A 15148-nucleotide genomic window follows, 5' to 3' on the forward strand; every position below is an offset into this window, starting at 1 on the left:
GCGGTGGGCCTTTTCGCTTTCTGGCCGGCTCAGACGCCCCGGGGCTCGCCGTGCGGCTCCCGCGCTCCGGCAGCGCCGACACCTCCGCTCCCCTGCCCGAAGACCAGCGCCGCCATGCGCGCGTGCTCCCCGGCCGTCGGCAGCGCGCTCGCGTCGACGGCGCCGGCGGCTTCGCCATTGCCCGCGGCCGGTACCGGCCGGAAGCGACCGTCGGCATCTATTTCCACCCAGCCGTACCACTCGTTCAGCAACTGCTCGGCGACGCCGTCCCGCAGGCGCACATACCAGTCGGCGAGCCGGAAGCGCCTGCCGGCCAGCGCGGGCAATGCGGACTCGGCGTGCACCAGCGCCACGTAGAGTGGGTGCGGCAGGGAATGGATCTGCCCGGCCTCGTCCAGCAGGAAGGTATGGGACCGGTACTCACCCGGCTCCGGCGTGCCGCCCCGGCCGAATTCGCTCAGGGTGAACACCGGCGCGAAGCCGCCGCCCTCGGTGCGGAAGTTGGTGGTCTGCCCCTGGTAGACGCGCGCGGCCAGCCACTGGATCCGCCCGTCGTAGACGTAGGCGCGCAGGTCGTATTTCATCGGGCGGCCCGCCGCGGTACGCCGCTCGCCCGGCGCCACCAGCGCCTGGGCGACGTAGCCGCCGCCCAGGATGTCCTGCCAGACGCGCCTGGTGAGCTTGTCGCCGCGGTAGGCGCCACGGCTGCCGAAGCCGCTGACCGGCTTGAAGAACAGCCCGCGCCGTTCGGCCCACAGGCGCTCGGCATCCTCGGCCCGCACCAGCCGCGTGCGCGGCACGTCGCGCAGCAGGATCGCCTGCGTCTCCTGCGCGACGCCCAGGCGCGCCAGCACCTCGGGATCGCTCAGATCGGCCAGGCGCCGCTTGTCGGCGTAGAGGGCGTGCGCCTGCGGATGCGGTGTCAGCACCACGGCATCGCTCAGATAGGCCTCGCGCAAGGCCCGGCAAGCGTCGCCCTGCAGATAGAAATCGGTCAGGCGGTTGTACACCAGGTCGATGGCCTGCTCGCCGAGAAACAGCGCGCCGTCGTGCAACGTGAAGTCCGCCGGGTCGGCGATCAGGGTCTCGATGCCGTGCCCGCCGAGCAGGTGCCGGAACAGCAAGAACTCCGGATACAGGTATTGGCGCTCCGGCGCCTCGTCGACGATCGCCACACGGCGCAGCGGCGCCTGCTGGCCGGCCGCGCGCCACTCGCGCCGGAACATCTCCAGCATGGCCCGCTCGAAGCCCTCCACGCCTTCGCGGCTCGGCAGCAGCGGCGCGACGCCCTCGCAGCAGACGCGCTGCGCCCGCGCCAGCACCGCGTTGAGCATCGCCCCGCCGGCATTGGTGTTGATTTCGATGAGGCCGAGCGTGTCGCCCTCGACGTGGAAGTCGTAGCCGAAGAACACGCCCCTGACCCCGCGCACGTCGTGGCGGGCGATGGCCGGCGCCGCCGCCAGTGCCTGTTCGCGCCACGCCGGCAACGCCACCACCTGCTCCACTGCCCTGACCACCGCCTCGATGCGCTGCAGCTGCGCCGGCGCCACGAACACGGGGTACTCGGCGAAGACATGCGGACAGCGCTCGCGCAGCAGCGCCGCGAGCCGCGGATCGCCCAGCTCGGTTGCGAGGGCCGCGTCGAGGGCCCGGTGATCGAGACTGATGCAGAAACAGGCATCGTTCAGCGCATCGACCGTAGTCCCGCAGGCCTGGCGGAGAAGGCCGGCGCCAGCGGCAGGCCCGGTCGCCCGGCCGCAGCCGGAATGTTCATCGCCCATACTTCCTCCCTTCCCGCGCCGTGCCGGACGCTCTGGACACCAGCATAGCCAGCGGGCACGGACGACCACGGTGATCCGGCGCAACCGAAACGCAATGGCCGGACACGAAAACGCCGGGCGAACCCGGCGTAAACGGAAAGCGGCGAAGCGGACGGCAGGAGCTACAGCGGCTGCTCCCTGGACTCGCGCTCCTGCTGGACGATCTCGGCGCCCGCCGTGGCGGGCTTCTTGGGCTTGATCAGGCTGAAGTCGATCAGGTTCTTCGGCTGCCCCGGATTGCCGATCAGCAGCGGGCGCGGGCGGAACTCGGCGCTCACCAGGCTCTTGCTCGGGTCGAACGCGTCGAAGCGCAGGCCGGCCAGGTCCGCCCAGGTGTGGATGAAGTGCGAGCTGCTGTAGGGGCGGTTCAGCGCGGACGCGAAGTCGCGCGGCTGCTGCGCCTGCCACTTCGGCGAGTTCCAGAGGATGAAGGGCACGGTGTACATCGGACCGGTCGGCGCGGCCTCGTTGCGGCCGAGCACCTCTGGATCGGGCGCATCGAACACCGCCTCGCCGTGGTCGGCCAGATACAACAGGAAGCCGCTGGGATCGGTGGCGCGGAAGCGCTCGATCAGCGAGGAGACGACATGGTCGTTGTACAGCACGGCGTTGTCGTAGCTGTTGTAGGTCGGCAGCTGGTCGTCGGTGACGCTGTCCGGCACGCCGCGGCGGTCGGTGAAGCGCTCGAACTCCTCCGGGTAGCGGTACTGGTAGCGCATGTGGGTGCCCAGCAGGTGCACCACCACGAACTTGCGCGGCGCGTCGTCGGCCAGCACCTGGGCGAACGGCTCTAGCACGCTGCCGTCGTACTGGCGGGCGTTCTGGTCGCGGTTGTTGTTCAGGTAGAACTGCTCGTCCGCCTGCTTGGAGAAGGTGGTGAGCATGGTGTTGCGCTTGGTGATGGTCTGCTGGTTGGTGATCCAGTAGGTCTTGTAGCCGGCCTGCTTCATCACGCTGACCAGCGATGGCGTGGTCCGGTACAGGTCCGGACTCTCCTGGTCGGCGAAGGTCAGCACCTGCTGCAGCGCCTCGATGGTGTAGGGGCGCGGGGTGACCACGTTGTCGAACACCTGCAGCTCGCCGCGCAGCCTGTCGAGGTTGGGCGTGGTCGGCCGCGAATAGCCGTAGAGGCTCAGGCGCTGTCGGTTGGTCGACTCGCCGATCACCAGCACCAGGGTCGAGGGCTCTCCGGCGTGGGCGTCGACCAGGTTCTTCAGCGGCGGGATCTGCTCGCGGCTGGCCAGCAGGGCCTCCATGTTGGTCAGCTGCTGCAGGTAGTGGCGATAGCCGATCACCAGCTGCCAGGGCGCGGCCGCCTCGATGCGCTTCTCGAAATCCTCCAGGGCGGCCAGGGGCTCCTCGTGCTTGAAGAACTGGCGCACGCCCTGGTAGCCGACCGAGACGGTGAACAGCAGCAGGCTGGCGAGCAGCGCCGCCCGGCGCGGCAGGTACACCGGGCGCACCTTGCGCCACAGCAGCCAGCCGCCCAGACCGTAGGCGACCACGGCCAGCACGATGCTCCAGGAGAAGTAGTGGCCCAGGTACTCGGTCGCCTCGTTCACGTTCGACTCGAACATGATGAAGATGACGCTCTGCGAGAACTCCTGGCCGTACACCAGGAAATAGGCGAAGCCGGTCAGCGAGCACAGCCAGAGCACGGCGCCGATCGCCCCCGCCAGCAGCCGGGCGCGACCGGGAAACAGCAGCAGCGGTACCAGCCACAGGGCGCTGGCCAGCAGAGCCTGGCGGGAGCCGGTGGAGCCGGTGGTGCCCGAGGCCCAGAGCAGGGCCTGGGTCACGCCGGAGAAATACCAGAAAAACAGGAACATCCAGCCCAGTCCGGCCCAATCGATACCGCTACGCCCGGCGGGTGCAGATTTCGTCGTTGCCATGAAGTTCCTCGATCACTGCATGCGGATGCCGGGCTCGCCCGGCCTTGCATGGACTATGCCGCACCTCCGGTGAAAACTTCGTCAAAAAACCTAACGACCAAACGCCAGTCCGAGAGGGTGCAACACTGACCGCCAGCGGCTACGGATGGCCGTCTCAGGAACAGGTCGACGCCTCTGCCGCCAGGCGGACCACCTCGTCGAAAATGCGTGCGGCAACCTCGTCCAGAGCGGCGGCAACCGGGCCGCTCAGGGGGGTGCCGACGGTGAAGCGGCTGCCCTCCACCGCATAGACGACCATCCGTGGCGGCGCCGTTCCGAGGGCACGGGCCAGCCCCACCGCCTCGGCCAGCCCGAAGCCGTGGCTGGAGGTGAGCGAAAACTCTTGAAACAACTCGTCCGCCGCCAGGTCGAGACGGCGGATGCGCCCCGGCTCGCCCTGCGGCGTCGACGCATCGACACAGACCAGCGCCTGCAGGTCGCGCCACTCCTCGACCAGCCCCAGCACGTCGCCGCTGCACAGCCGCAGTGCGACGCCCGGCGGCAACCGGCCGTGCAAGCGGGCAGCGACCGCCGGGCCAACGCCATCGTCGCCGCGCTCCGGGTTGCCCAGCGCGAGCAGCTGTAGCCGAGCGCTCATGTGCGGTGCATGGACAGTCTGAGGAAGTGGGTCGAGCAGGAGATGCAGGGGTCGTAGTTGCGGATGGCGAGCTCGCAGCGCTGGCGGATGACCTCCTCCGGCTGGTCGAGCAGCGGCGTGGCAACCGCCTCCAGATCCGCCTCGATGCTCGGCTGGTTCTGCGCGGTGGGCGGGACGATGCGCGCGTCCTCGATCGAGCCGTCGGCAGCCACCTCGTAGCGGTGCCAGAGGGTGCCGCGCGGTGCCTCGGTGCAGCCGAAGCCGGTGGCGGCGCGCGGCTCCACCGGCACGGCGGCGACGGCCGGCATCCGGTAGGCGGCGATGATGCCGAGCGCCTCCTCGCAGGCATAGAGAATCTCCAGGGCGCGCACGACAATGCTCTGGAAGGGGTTGCGGCACACCGCCCCGAGGCCGACCTCGCGGGCGAGCGCCTGGATATGCCCCGGCAGCCGGTCGAAGTTCAGTGCATAGCGCGCCAGCGGCCCGACCAGGTAGGCGCCGCGGCGCTTGATCTGCGCGTGCAGCGCCGTCGAGTGGGGCACCTGGCGCTCCTCGAATTCGGTTTCGAAATCGGCGATGTCGAGGTCGAGGCCGCGGCTGGACGCCAGCCGGCCCTCGCTGAGGGGATATTCGTGCGGATGGCGCAGCGCGACGAACTCGTAGTCCCGCTCGAGCTGCGGAAAGGCAAAGCCCGCCACCCAGCGCACCAGCTCGACAGCGCTCTCGCGGGCGCGGCCCAGCTCCTCGGCCAGCGGCATCAGTTCGGCATGGCTCGGCACCCGGTAGAAGCCGCCGACGCGGACGTTGACCGGATGGATCTCGCGCCCGCCGAGCAGACGGATTATCGAATTGCCGGCCTTCTTCAGGGCCAGGGCGCTGCGCACCCGCTCGCCGTGCTCGGCCGCCATGCGGATCGCATCCGGATAGCCGAGAAAGTCCGGGGCGTGCAGCATGACCACGTGCAGCGCATGGCTCTCGATCCACTCGCCGCAGTAGATAAGCCGGCGCAGCGCCCGCAGTTGCCCTTCGACCCGCACGCCGAAGGCGTTCTCCAGGGCGTGCACCGCGCTCATCTGGTAGGCCACCGGGCAGATGCCGCAGATCCGCGCAACGATGTCCGGGGTTTCAGCGAAGCCCCGCCCGCGCAGGAAGGCCTCGAAGAAGCGCGGTGGCTCGAAGATGCCGAGCCGCGCCGCGCTGACCCGACCGTTCTCGATGTGCAGGTCGAGAGAGCCCTCGCCCTCGACGCGTGCCAGGTAGTCGACCCGAATCCGCTTAGTCGTCATGGGCCTCGCCCTCCTCGCGGAACGCCGGCGCCCAGGCGTTGAAGGTGTGGAAGGCGCGGCGGATGTCCCGCGGCGCGACGCCCATGGCGCTCCACTGGCGCGCCAGCATGGCGGTGTCCGGGGTTTCCATCGGCCCGTAGCAGCCGTAGCAGCCGCGCCGGCAGCCCGGGCAGAGGGCGCCACAACCGGCGTGGGTCACCGGGCCCAGGCAGGGCGTGCCCTGCACCATCACGCAGAGGTTGCCGCGCCGCTTGCACTCGATGCACACGCTGTAGGTGGGGATCGCAGGCTTGCGCCCAGCGAGGAAGGCCGAGATTACTTCCAGCAATTGCACCTTGTTGATCGGGCAGCCGCGCAGCTCGAAGTCCACCGGCACGTGGGCGGCGATCGGCGTCGAGGTGGCCAGGGTCTCGATGTACTGCGGCGAGGCATAGACGACCGCGAGATAGTCGTTCACGTCGGCGAAGTTGCGCAGCGCCTGGATGCCGCCAGCGGTGGCGCAGGCGCCGATGGTGACGAGGAATTTCGACTGCCGGCGCACCTCGCGGATGCGTTCGGCATCGTGGGCCGTGGTGATCGAGCCCTCCACCAGCGAGAGGTCATAGGGGCCTTCTGCGAGGGTGCTGGAGGCCTCGGCGAAGTAGGCGATCTCCAGGGCATCGGCGAGCAGCAGCAGCTCGTCCTCGCAGTCGAGCAACGACAGCTGGCAGCCGTCGCAGGAGGCGAACTTCCAGACCGCCAGGCGCGGGCGCGGATTCTTCTTGTCCATATCAGGCCTCCGGCACGCCGAGGATGCCGCCGCTGCGGGCGCTGCGCGGCAATGGCCCGTACCGGCCGACGGCGCCTCGTCCCAGTAAGCCTGCCCGGCAGGCGAGCACTGCACCATAGCCGCTCATTCGGAGTTCCTCCCAGCCGCCAGGCCTGGAGTCTAGATCAACCTCGGCAGGCGGAGCCTGACGAAATCCAGCCCTTGGCCATGTTCCGGCATCCGACGCCTTTGCATGTTGCCTTTCGTCGCGATGCTGCCTCTATCTAAGTGATGGCAAAATGATTTCGCAGACTGGGAAGAAAATAACAACGACGGGAGATGTCCGCACATGCACCAGGAAACACATACCCCGCAGGCATCCGCTCCGGTCCCCGACCGGCTTTCGACGCGCCAGCTGCTCAGACGCATCCGCCTGGTCGAGTTCGGCGGCATCCTCTGCACCGGCATACTGGTCGGCCTGGCCACCCTGCTGCCGATGCACTGGCAGAGCCACCGGGAAGTCGAGCAGTCCCTGGAGTTCCACCTGCATACCCAGGCCCAGGCGGCCAGCCAACTGTTCGCCCACTACAGCAGTCTGGCCTCCCAACTGACCAGCCGCACGCAGATCCGCAACGCCATGGAGCGCCATGCCAGCGGCCAGCTCTCCCGCGCCGAGCTGGGGGCCTACGCCGCGCCGCGCCTGCGCGACGCCCTGCAGCACTCCCCGGAGCTGCTCGGGCTGGTCCGCCTGGACCGCGACGGCCACCCCCTGGCCAGACTCGGTCTGAACCCGCCGGAAAGCCTCTGGCAGCTGCCGGAAGAGAGCGGCGACGCGCAGCAGCGGCACGGCCCCTTCATGCTCGACGGACGCGCAGTGCTGGTGATCGGCACGCCGATCCTCGCCCACGACGGCCAGCGCCTGGGCACCGACATCGCCACCTTCGGCCTGGCCAGTCTGGAGCAGGTGCTGAGCGGCCAGCCACCGCACGCCGGGGCGGTCCGCTGGTACCTGGCGCATCTCGCCGACGGCAACCTGGCGCAGTTCGCCGGAAGCGTCGCCGGATTCGTCAGGCTCGCCGCGGACCATCCCCTCCACGCCCTGCTCGCCGATCTGCCGGCCCTGGCCGTGCCGGCGCCCGACCACGCGAGCCGGCTGGCCTTCGCCGACCGGCTGCCGGGCCTCCCCGACTGGGCGCTGATCCTTACCGCCGAAGACACGGCGATCCACGCGTTCGCCGCCCGGGAGCTGCGCTGGCCGATAATCGCCATCCTCCTGCTGATGCTGTTCAGCAGCGCCCTGACCTTCATCGCCGTGCGCCCGCTGGCGCGGCGCATCATCGATCAGGCCCAGCACCTGGCCCTGGCCGCCAACGTGATCCGCTGCAGTGGCGAGGGCATCCTGCTGCTCGACGCGCAGCGGCGGATCCTGGAGATCAACCCGGCCGGCTGCCGCATGCTCGGCCAGGACGAGGCCCGGCTGCACGGCACCCGCCTCTGCGCGCTGACCCTGCCCAACGGGGAGGAGCAGTGCGAGGCCGCCTGGCAGCGTTCCGAACAGACTGGACACTGGCAAGGCGAACTGCCCCTGCGCTGCGCCGATGGGACGCTCATCGCCCGGCTGTCGCTGGTCGCGGTGCGCGACGAGTCGGGGGCACTCGCCCACTACAGCCTGATCATCACCGACGTCACCGCGCAGAAGGCCGCCGAGGCGCGCATCCGCCAGCAGGCCCACTACGACGAACTGACCGGCCTGCCGAACCGGGCGCTGATGCAGGACCGCCTGACCCAGGCGCTGCGCCAGGCGCGCCGGTCCGGCAGCCCGCTGGCCGTGCTGTTCCTCGACCTCGATCACTTCAAGCAGGTCAACGACAACCACGGCCACGCCCTCGGCGACCGCCTGCTGCAGGCCGTCGCCGAGCGCCTGACCGACATCGTGCGCGAAGCGGACAGCGTCGCCCGGCTGGGCGGCGACGAATTCCTGGCAATCCTCACGGATACCCCGCCCGAGGGCACGGCACTGGTGGCGGCGAAGATCGTGCGCAGCCTGCAGGAACCTTTCCTCCTCGATGGGCACGAGCTGCACATCGGCACCAGCATCGGCATCAGCCTGTACCCGCAGCACGGCGAGAGCCACGAGCGTCTGGTCGAGCAGGCCGACGCGGCCATGTACGCGGCCAAGAAGGCCGGACGCAACACCCATCGCTTCTGGTCGGCCGGGCTGGCGGTGACCGGGTCGGCCGATGCCTGAGTGCGGCCCGTGCCCCGGACGGCTCCGGCCAGGGCGGTCAGATCTCCGGCACGGCGAGGATGCCCGCGATACGGTCGTAGCGCAGCACCGGTCCTTCCCGGCAGACGAAGAAGGGCCCGAACTGGCAGTGGCCGCACTGGGCGACGGCACATTTCATGTTGCGCTCCATGGACAGGTGGATGCGCTCGGGCCTGATCCCGGCGGCGAGCAGCGCATTGGCGGTGAATCGCATCATCACCTCCGGTCCGCAGACCAGCGCCAGCGTCTCCACGGGGTCGAGGCCGGCATGCGGGATCAGCGCCGGCACCACGCCGACATGGCCGCGCCAGTCGGCGTCGGCATGGTCGACGGTCAGCAGCACCTCGAGGTCGGAACGCCGGCGCCAGTGCTCCAGCTCGCGGCGATAGAGGATGTCTTCGGGGCTGCGGCTGCCGACCATGATCACCACCCGGCCGTAGCGCTCGCGCCGGGCAAGGAGCGCGTAGACCGCCGGGCGCAGCGGCGCGAGGCCGAGCCCGCCGGCGACCAGCAGCACGTCGGCGCCCTCGGCCTCGGCCAGCGGCCAGCCGCTGCCGAAAGGGCCGCGCACGCCGATGCTCGCGCCAACCTCCAGACGGGTCAGCGCGCCGCTGACCGCGCCGACGTTGCGCACCGTGTGCACGAAGGCCGTGCCGCGCTCGGCGTCGCCGCTCAGGCTGATGGCCACCTCGCCGACGCCGAACACGTAGAGCATGTTGAACTGGCCGGGCAGAAAATCCGGCCGCTCGCCGGCCAGCGGGGCGAGCTCCAGGGTCACGGCGCCGATCAGCTCGCGGCGGCGCCGCTCGACCCGCCAGGGCTGCGGCAGGAAGGGATCGGGCGCGGCCATCTCAGCGCTTTCCGTAGACGTCCAGCAGCTGCAGGCGGGTGGCCTGCAGCCGCTCCACCAGGATCGGCAGAAAGCGCTTCATCATCTCGTAGCCGAGATGGTGGTCCGCCTCGCACTTGCCGCGCAGGCAGGCGGCATCGATGCCGATCGCCCGGGTCAGCTCCACGGCGCGGGCGGCGAGACGCCAGCGGTAGGGCGGCAGCAGCCAGGAGGCGCCGACGATCTCGCCCTCGCCGAGGGTGGCGAAGACCACCGGCGGCCGTCCCGGCTCGATCAGCTCCAGGGCCACCTTGCCGTGGCGGATGAGGAAGAACTCGTCGGCCGGATCGCCCTCGCGGAACAGGTACTGGCCGGCGGCGAAGCGCACGTTGCGCGCGCAGCCGGCGACCAGCCGGCCATGCGCGGCCTCGAAGCCGGCGAAGAAGGGATGCCGGCCGAGGATGTCCTCAAGGCTCTCCATGGGTTCCTCCCTGGACGTGCGGGGTGGCGCGGATGGCCGCCGCCTCTTCCGTGATGTCGATGCCCACCGGGCACCAGGTGATGCAGCGCCCGCAGCCGACGCAGCCGGAACTGCCGAACTGGTCGAACCAGGTGGACAGCTTGTGGGTCATCCACTGGCGGTAGCGCCCCTTGTCGGTCTGCCGCACGCTGCCGCCGTGGATGTAGGAGAAATCCAGGGTGAAGCAGGAATCCCACAGGCGTACCCGCTCGGCGGAGCCGCCCGCCAGGTCGCTGTGATCCTCCGCCGTGGTGCAGAAGCAGGTCGGGCAGACCATGGTGCAGTTGGCGCAGGTCAGGCAGCGCCCGGCGACCTCGTCCCAGCGCGGATGCTCCGGATTGTCCTGCAGCAGCGCCTGCAGGCCGGCGGTGTCCAGCTGGCGCCCCATGCGGCCGGCGGTACGCGCGACGACTGCCGCGGCCGCCGCCCGGTCGGCATCCAGCGCCGGCCGCTGCGGCAGGCCGGCCAAAATATCTGCACCCGCCGCGCTGCCGACCTCGACCAGGAACTCGTGGCGGCCCCCGTCGAGCAGCTCGGTCAGCGCCAGGTCGAAGGCGCCTTCGGCCTTGGGCCCGGAGCCCATGGACACGCAGAAGCAGGTGTCGCCGGCCTCGGAGCAGTTCAGCGCGACGATGAAGGCGTCGCGCCGCCGGCGCTCGTAGGCGGTATCCCGATAGTCGCCCTCGCCGAGCACCCGGTCCTGGATGGCGATGGCCTTGAGATCGCAGGCGCGCACGCCGAGAAAGGCGTATCTGGGCGTCGCCTCGGTGGCGGTGGTGAAGAGCAGTCCGCCCTCCCCCTGCCGCACCCGCCAAAGGGTTTCGACCGGCGGATGCAGGAAGCGCTTCCACGACTGGGGCGTGGCGGCGAAGCCGAACAGCGCCTGATCGTCGCGCCGCTCCAGGCGGTACTGGCCGGGCGCCTGGCGGTCGGTCCAGCCGGCCGGCAGGTCGGCCACCCCGGCGATCTCGTCGTAGACGATCGCCTCGTCGCGCACAAGCGGCCCGAGTACCTGGAAGCCGCGGGCGGCAAGGGCCTCGATCAGGGCCTGCAGGCCATCGAGATCGAGGACCGCACCGGTCGTTGTGGTCGGCAGAGCGTCCATCTCTCTCGCCTCCTCGCCATGTCGGGGATCGAACCTGCCGGCGGGTTCAGCGGACCCCCTGGCCGGGCTTGAGCCCGCCGCAGTCGCTGCCCACCCAGCGGGCATGGGATTCCATGTGGGTGACGCCGCTCTTGCCGGCGGTGACGATGTTCACCACGGTGGTGAATTCGCGCTCGCTGGCGAAGCGGGTCTCGCCCTCGCCCTGGGAGTCCGGGCAGTGGAAGCGGAACTTCCAGAGCTGGTCGCTGCGCTCGGTCACTTCCTGGTTGCAGCCGGGGCGGTCATCCTGGAACGGCAGCGCCTGGGACTTGACCTGCTCCTCGCTCAGACAGGCGCGCACGCCCTTGTCGCCCATCTCGACGCCTTGGCGGGCCAGCATCTCCTCCATCGCCTGGCGCTGTTCGGGCGGCAGCTTCTGCATTTGCGCGCGGACCTCCTGCATGTCGGGCAGCGGCATGCCGCCCGCCACCACGCCCCTGGATTCGAACTCCCAGAGGCCGGGGAGGATTTCCAGCGCCTGCGCCGGCAGCGCGGACACCGCCAGAGCGGTCGTGAGCAACAAGAATAGCGGGGATTTCATGGGGGAACTCCTGTTCGAAGGGCCGGAAGGCCTCAAAGCGCGTGCCGCTCGGCCTCGGCCAGGGGCATGACGGTGACGCTCACCTCCGGGTCGTGGCTGCCACCGCCGAGGATCACCCCGCGCAGCGGCGAGACGTCGGCGAAGTCGCGGCCCCAGGCCAGGGTGATGTGTTCGAGGGCCGGGCGCATGTTGTTGGTCGGATCGAAGTCGACCCAGCCCTGGCGCGGGCAGTAGACCGAGATCCAGGCATGCGAGGCGTCGGCGCCGATCAGCCGCGGCTGGCCGGGCGGCGGCGTGGTCAGCAGGTAGCCGCTGACGTAGCGCGCCGCGAGTCCCCGGGAGCGCAGGCAGGCGAGCATCAGGTGGGCGAAGTCCTGGCAGACGCCGCGGCGCTCCTCGAGCACCTGGGCCAGGGGCGTAGCCACCTGGGTCGCCGAGGCATCGAAGGTGAACTCCTCGAAGATCTTCTCCATCAGCGCCTGCACCGCCAGCAGCAGCGGCCGCCCGGCGACGAAGCAGTCGTCGGCGTAGGCGGCAAAGGTCTGCTCGAGCAGCACGTAGGGCGAGTCGAAGCGAAAGCGCGCCGCCTCCAGTTGCTCGGCGTCCAGCGGCCGGCCGCTGTAGGCCAGGTCCAGGCAGACCTGCTCCCAGGCCGGCGAGTCGCCCAGCTCGAAGGCCGGACGCGGCAGCACCTCCACCTGCAGGCGGGCGCGCACCTCCAGTTCGTCGTGGGGACACTCGAAGGCCATGCGGGTCAGCGGGTTGCCGAAGGCATCGAGGTCGTCGATCCGCCAGGTCGGCGGCGGGCCGATATGCAGCTCGCGGCTGTGGCAGCGCTGCCAGGCGCAATCGCGCGGCCACAGGTGGGCCAACTGCTTGGCCAGGGACACCGGCGCCGAGTAGCGGTAGCAGGTGGCGTGGACGATGCGGTAATGGGCAGAGGTCATCGCGACTGGGTCCGTTGGCTGGCGTCGACGTGAACGAAGAAGCGCAGGCCGAGGTGGTCGGAAAGCCGTCCCACCTCCGCGGCGACCTCGCACAGCAGATCGGCCAGCTCGTTCGGCGCGGCGGGGTTGTCGGGGTAGGCGAAGGGGTTGTACTCCAGACGGCCAAGGTCGAAGGCGGCCAGGCGGTCGTGCAGGGCCTGCAGGTCCACCTCAGGGGCCATCTCGAAGCTCGCGCCGAGGCGGCGCAGCGAGGTGCGCAGCACGTGCAGCTGGTAGAGCACCGCGTGGGGATTCTGCTCGTCGAGCAGGAGCAGGTCGAGTACCGGGATCAGTTGCGCCGTGGCCAGGTAGCGGGTGCGATAGGTGATGCTGCTGTTGCCCAGCTCAAGCAGCCAGGCCAGCGCCGACTGGTCGTGCACGGCGGGGCCGCGCAGGAAGCCGGCGATGCTCTCGGCGAGGAACTGCAGGCGCTCGATGCGGCAGCCGATCAGCAGGAACAGCCAGCCGTGGTCGCGGGTCATGTCGTCGAGGACGAAGCCGGCGAGGGCCGCCATGGACACCAGCTGGCTGTCGAGGAAATCCAGCAGCTCGCCCAGATCCGCCTGCTCGTTCTCCAGGCAATGCGCCGCCCGCTGCAGTTCCAGCAGGGCTTGCCAATTCTGCTGCGAGAGCTTGCCGCGCACGCTGGCCGCGGCCATGTGCAGGTACTGCAGGTTGTTGCGCAGGCTGGACGGCCAGTCCTTGCCGAGCACGGCGCGGCGCAACCGGCCCTCCAGGTCGCAGTCGCAGGTGGGCACCGGCAGCAGGCCGAGGCCCTCGGCCATTGCCAGGGCGGCCTGCTGGGCCTGGGGGTCGTTGCCGTTGTCGACGTAGCCGGCCAGCATGATGCGCAGCAGACGCGCGCCCTCCTCGCAGCGCTCGCTGTAGCGGCCGAACCAGTAGAGGTTCTCCACCACCCGCGACGGCAGGTAGGGATCGCTGCGCACGATGTCGGACACGCCCAGCGGGCGCACCCACTGCCAGGGTTCGCTGGCCGCATGGCGCCCGCCGAGCACCCAGGTGTCCTTGCTCGCCCCGCCGCGCTGCATCGACAGCATCTCGGCATTGGCGTGGGCGGCGACCCGGGTCAGGCCGCCGGGCATCACCCGGTAGCCGTCGGCGCTGGCCACGGCGAACACCCGCATGCCGATCGGCCGCGCCTCCAGCTTGCCGTGCTCGCCCTGCCACACCGGGGCCCGCGACAGCTGCGGGCGCTCCAGGCCGACATAGGCGTAGGGCCGCTGGCGCAGGCGCTCGGCCAGCGCCGCACGCTGCCTGGCGTCCAGCTCGGGACCGAACAGCGGATCGAAGTGGCGCGACGGATAGGCCGAGCGGATCATCAGCTGCGGCAACTTCTTCAGCACCTCCTGCAGCACCGGCGGCTCGCCGCACCACCAGCTGGCGATGGACGGCAGCAACAGCTCCTCGCCGAGCAACTTCTGGCTGATCGCCGGCAGGAAGCCCGGCAGCCCCGGGGATTCCAGCACACCGCTGCCGAGGGCGTTGGCCACCAGCACCCGGCCCTCGCGGACCGCCTCGAGCAGGCCGGGCACACCGAGGGCGGAGTCGGTGCGCAGCTCCAGCGGATCGCAGTAGTCGTCGTCGAGGCGGCGCAGCAGGGCGTGGACCCGCTTCAGGCCGCCCAGGGTCTTCAGGTAGACGGTGGCGTCGCGCACCGTCAGGTCGCTGCCCTCGACCAGCGGATAGCCGAGCTGGCGGGCCAGGTAGAGGTGCTCGAAGTAGGTCTCGTTGAAGCGCCCGGGGGTCAGCAGCACCACCAGCGGCGTCTCGCCGTCGGTCGGCGCCTCGCGCGCCAGGGTCTCGCGCAGGGTGTGGAAGTAGCCGGCCACGTACTGCACGCGCAAGTCGCGGTACAGGTCGGGGAAGGCGCGCGAGACGAACTGGCGGTTCTCCAGCGCGTAGCCGGCGCCGGAGGGGGCCTGGGTGCGGTCGGCGGTGACCCACCAGCGGCCGTCCGGCGCCCGCGCCAGGTCCACCGCGTAGACGTGCAGCCAGGTGCCGCCCGGCTGCTCGATGCCGCGGCAGGGCCAGAGGAAGTTGCTGTGGCCGAACACCAGGTCGGTGGGCAGCAGCCCCTCGGCGAGCAGTCGCTGCGGACCGTAGATGTCGGCCAGCACCGCGTTCAGCAGGGTCGCGCGCTGAGCTACGCCCTCGGCGAGCTGCTCCCACTCCTTGGCGGGAATGATGTTGGGCAGCAGGTCCAGCTCCCAGGGTCGGTCGGCGCCGTCGGGATCGGCGTAGACGTTGTAGGTCACCCCGTTTTCCTGGATCTGCCGGGTCAGCAGGGCCTGACGCTGGCGCAGCTGCGCCGGCGTGAAGCGCCGCAGGGAATCGAACATCGCGCGCCAGTGCGGACGCACCCTGCCGGTGGCGTCGAAGACTTCATGGTAGGTTGCGCCTTCGCGCGGATAGTCGGCAAACAGATTGGACATGGGTGACTCGAAATCAGGGAGATTGC

At 70.2% G+C, this 15148-nt stretch carries 13 protein-coding genes; 1 reads left to right on the forward strand and 12 read right to left on the reverse strand.

Features of this window, described 5'->3' with window-relative positions; all coding sequences use genetic code 11:
* Nucleotides 1–29: 29 nt before the first annotated feature.
* From GCU53_RS10580 to GCU53_RS26525, 6 genes are all read right to left on the reverse strand, one after another.
* Entirely contained in the window at nucleotides 30–1781 is a 1752-nt protein-coding gene (locus GCU53_RS10580; RefSeq protein ID WP_244307109.1) for an ATP-grasp domain-containing protein, read from the reverse strand.
* 161 nt (nucleotides 1782–1942) lie between these two features.
* Nucleotides 1943–3712 carry a phosphoethanolamine transferase CptA gene (cptA, locus tag GCU53_RS10585; protein ID WP_152387582.1) on the reverse strand — a complete coding sequence of 590 codons (1770 nt, stop codon included), beginning with the start codon at nucleotides 3710–3712 and terminating at the stop codon, nucleotides 1943–1945.
* Nucleotides 3713–3866: 154 nt separating this feature from the next.
* A complete protein-coding gene (locus tag GCU53_RS10590) occupies nucleotides 3867–4349 on the reverse strand; it encodes a hydrogenase maturation protease (protein ID WP_152387583.1) in 483 nt (160 codons plus the stop codon).
* Nucleotides 4346–5635, reverse strand: coding sequence for a Ni/Fe hydrogenase subunit alpha (locus GCU53_RS10595; protein WP_152387584.1), 1290 nt, complete (start codon nucleotides 5633–5635; stop codon nucleotides 4346–4348). The genes GCU53_RS10590 and GCU53_RS10595 overlap by 4 nt, the downstream gene beginning before the upstream one ends.
* Nucleotides 5625–6404 (reverse strand): NADH-quinone oxidoreductase subunit B family protein, encoded by a 780-nt coding sequence (locus tag GCU53_RS10600; RefSeq protein ID WP_152387585.1) that lies wholly within the window; start codon nucleotides 6402–6404, stop codon nucleotides 5625–5627. Before GCU53_RS10600 ends, GCU53_RS10595 begins: the two co-directional genes overlap by 11 nt.
* Nucleotide 6405: 1 nt before the next feature.
* A complete protein-coding gene (locus GCU53_RS26525; RefSeq protein WP_280115874.1) occupies nucleotides 6406–6531 on the reverse strand; it encodes a hypothetical protein in 126 nt (41 codons plus the stop codon).
* Between the two features lie 201 nt (nucleotides 6532–6732).
* Between GCU53_RS26525 and GCU53_RS10605 the strand changes: the two genes are divergently transcribed.
* Nucleotides 6733–8631, forward strand: coding sequence for a diguanylate cyclase domain-containing protein (locus GCU53_RS10605; protein ID WP_152387586.1), 1899 nt, complete (start codon nucleotides 6733–6735; stop codon nucleotides 8629–8631).
* Nucleotides 8632–8668: 37 nt separating this feature from the next.
* On the opposite strand, the gene GCU53_RS10610 is transcribed toward GCU53_RS10605, so the two are convergent.
* From GCU53_RS10610 to GCU53_RS10635, 6 genes are read right to left on the reverse strand one after another with little or no spacing between them, the layout of a single operon-like run.
* The gene (locus GCU53_RS10610) at nucleotides 8669–9499 is read right to left on the reverse strand and encodes an FAD/NAD(P)-binding protein (protein ID WP_152387587.1); all 831 of its coding nucleotides are present in this window, start codon (nucleotides 9497–9499) and stop codon (nucleotides 8669–8671) included.
* A 1-nt stretch (nucleotide 9500) separates the two neighbouring features.
* Nucleotides 9501–9959 (reverse strand): cyclic nucleotide-binding domain-containing protein, encoded by a 459-nt coding sequence (locus GCU53_RS10615; RefSeq protein ID WP_152387588.1) that lies wholly within the window; start codon nucleotides 9957–9959, stop codon nucleotides 9501–9503.
* Nucleotides 9946–11103 carry a 4Fe-4S dicluster domain-containing protein gene (locus GCU53_RS10620; protein ID WP_152387589.1) on the reverse strand — a complete coding sequence of 386 codons (1158 nt, stop codon included), beginning with the start codon at nucleotides 11101–11103 and terminating at the stop codon, nucleotides 9946–9948. Before GCU53_RS10620 ends, GCU53_RS10615 begins: the two co-directional genes overlap by 14 nt.
* Nucleotides 11104–11149: 46 nt before the next feature.
* Nucleotides 11150–11683 (reverse strand): DUF3617 domain-containing protein, encoded by a 534-nt coding sequence (locus GCU53_RS10625; RefSeq protein WP_152387590.1) that lies wholly within the window; start codon nucleotides 11681–11683, stop codon nucleotides 11150–11152.
* 32 nt (nucleotides 11684–11715) lie between these two features.
* On the reverse strand, nucleotides 11716–12630 hold the full coding sequence (locus GCU53_RS10630; protein WP_152387591.1) for a transglutaminase family protein: 915 nt from the start codon (nucleotides 12628–12630) through the stop codon (nucleotides 11716–11718).
* The gene (locus GCU53_RS10635; protein ID WP_152387592.1) at nucleotides 12627–15122 is read right to left on the reverse strand and encodes a circularly permuted type 2 ATP-grasp protein; all 2496 of its coding nucleotides are present in this window, start codon (nucleotides 15120–15122) and stop codon (nucleotides 12627–12629) included. Before GCU53_RS10635 ends, GCU53_RS10630 begins: the two co-directional genes overlap by 4 nt.
* Nucleotides 15123–15148: the final 26 nt, after the last annotated feature.

The sequence above is a fragment of the Azotobacter salinestris genome (genome assembly GCF_009363155.1).
GTDB lineage: Bacteria > Pseudomonadota > Gammaproteobacteria > Pseudomonadales > Pseudomonadaceae > Azotobacter > Azotobacter salinestris.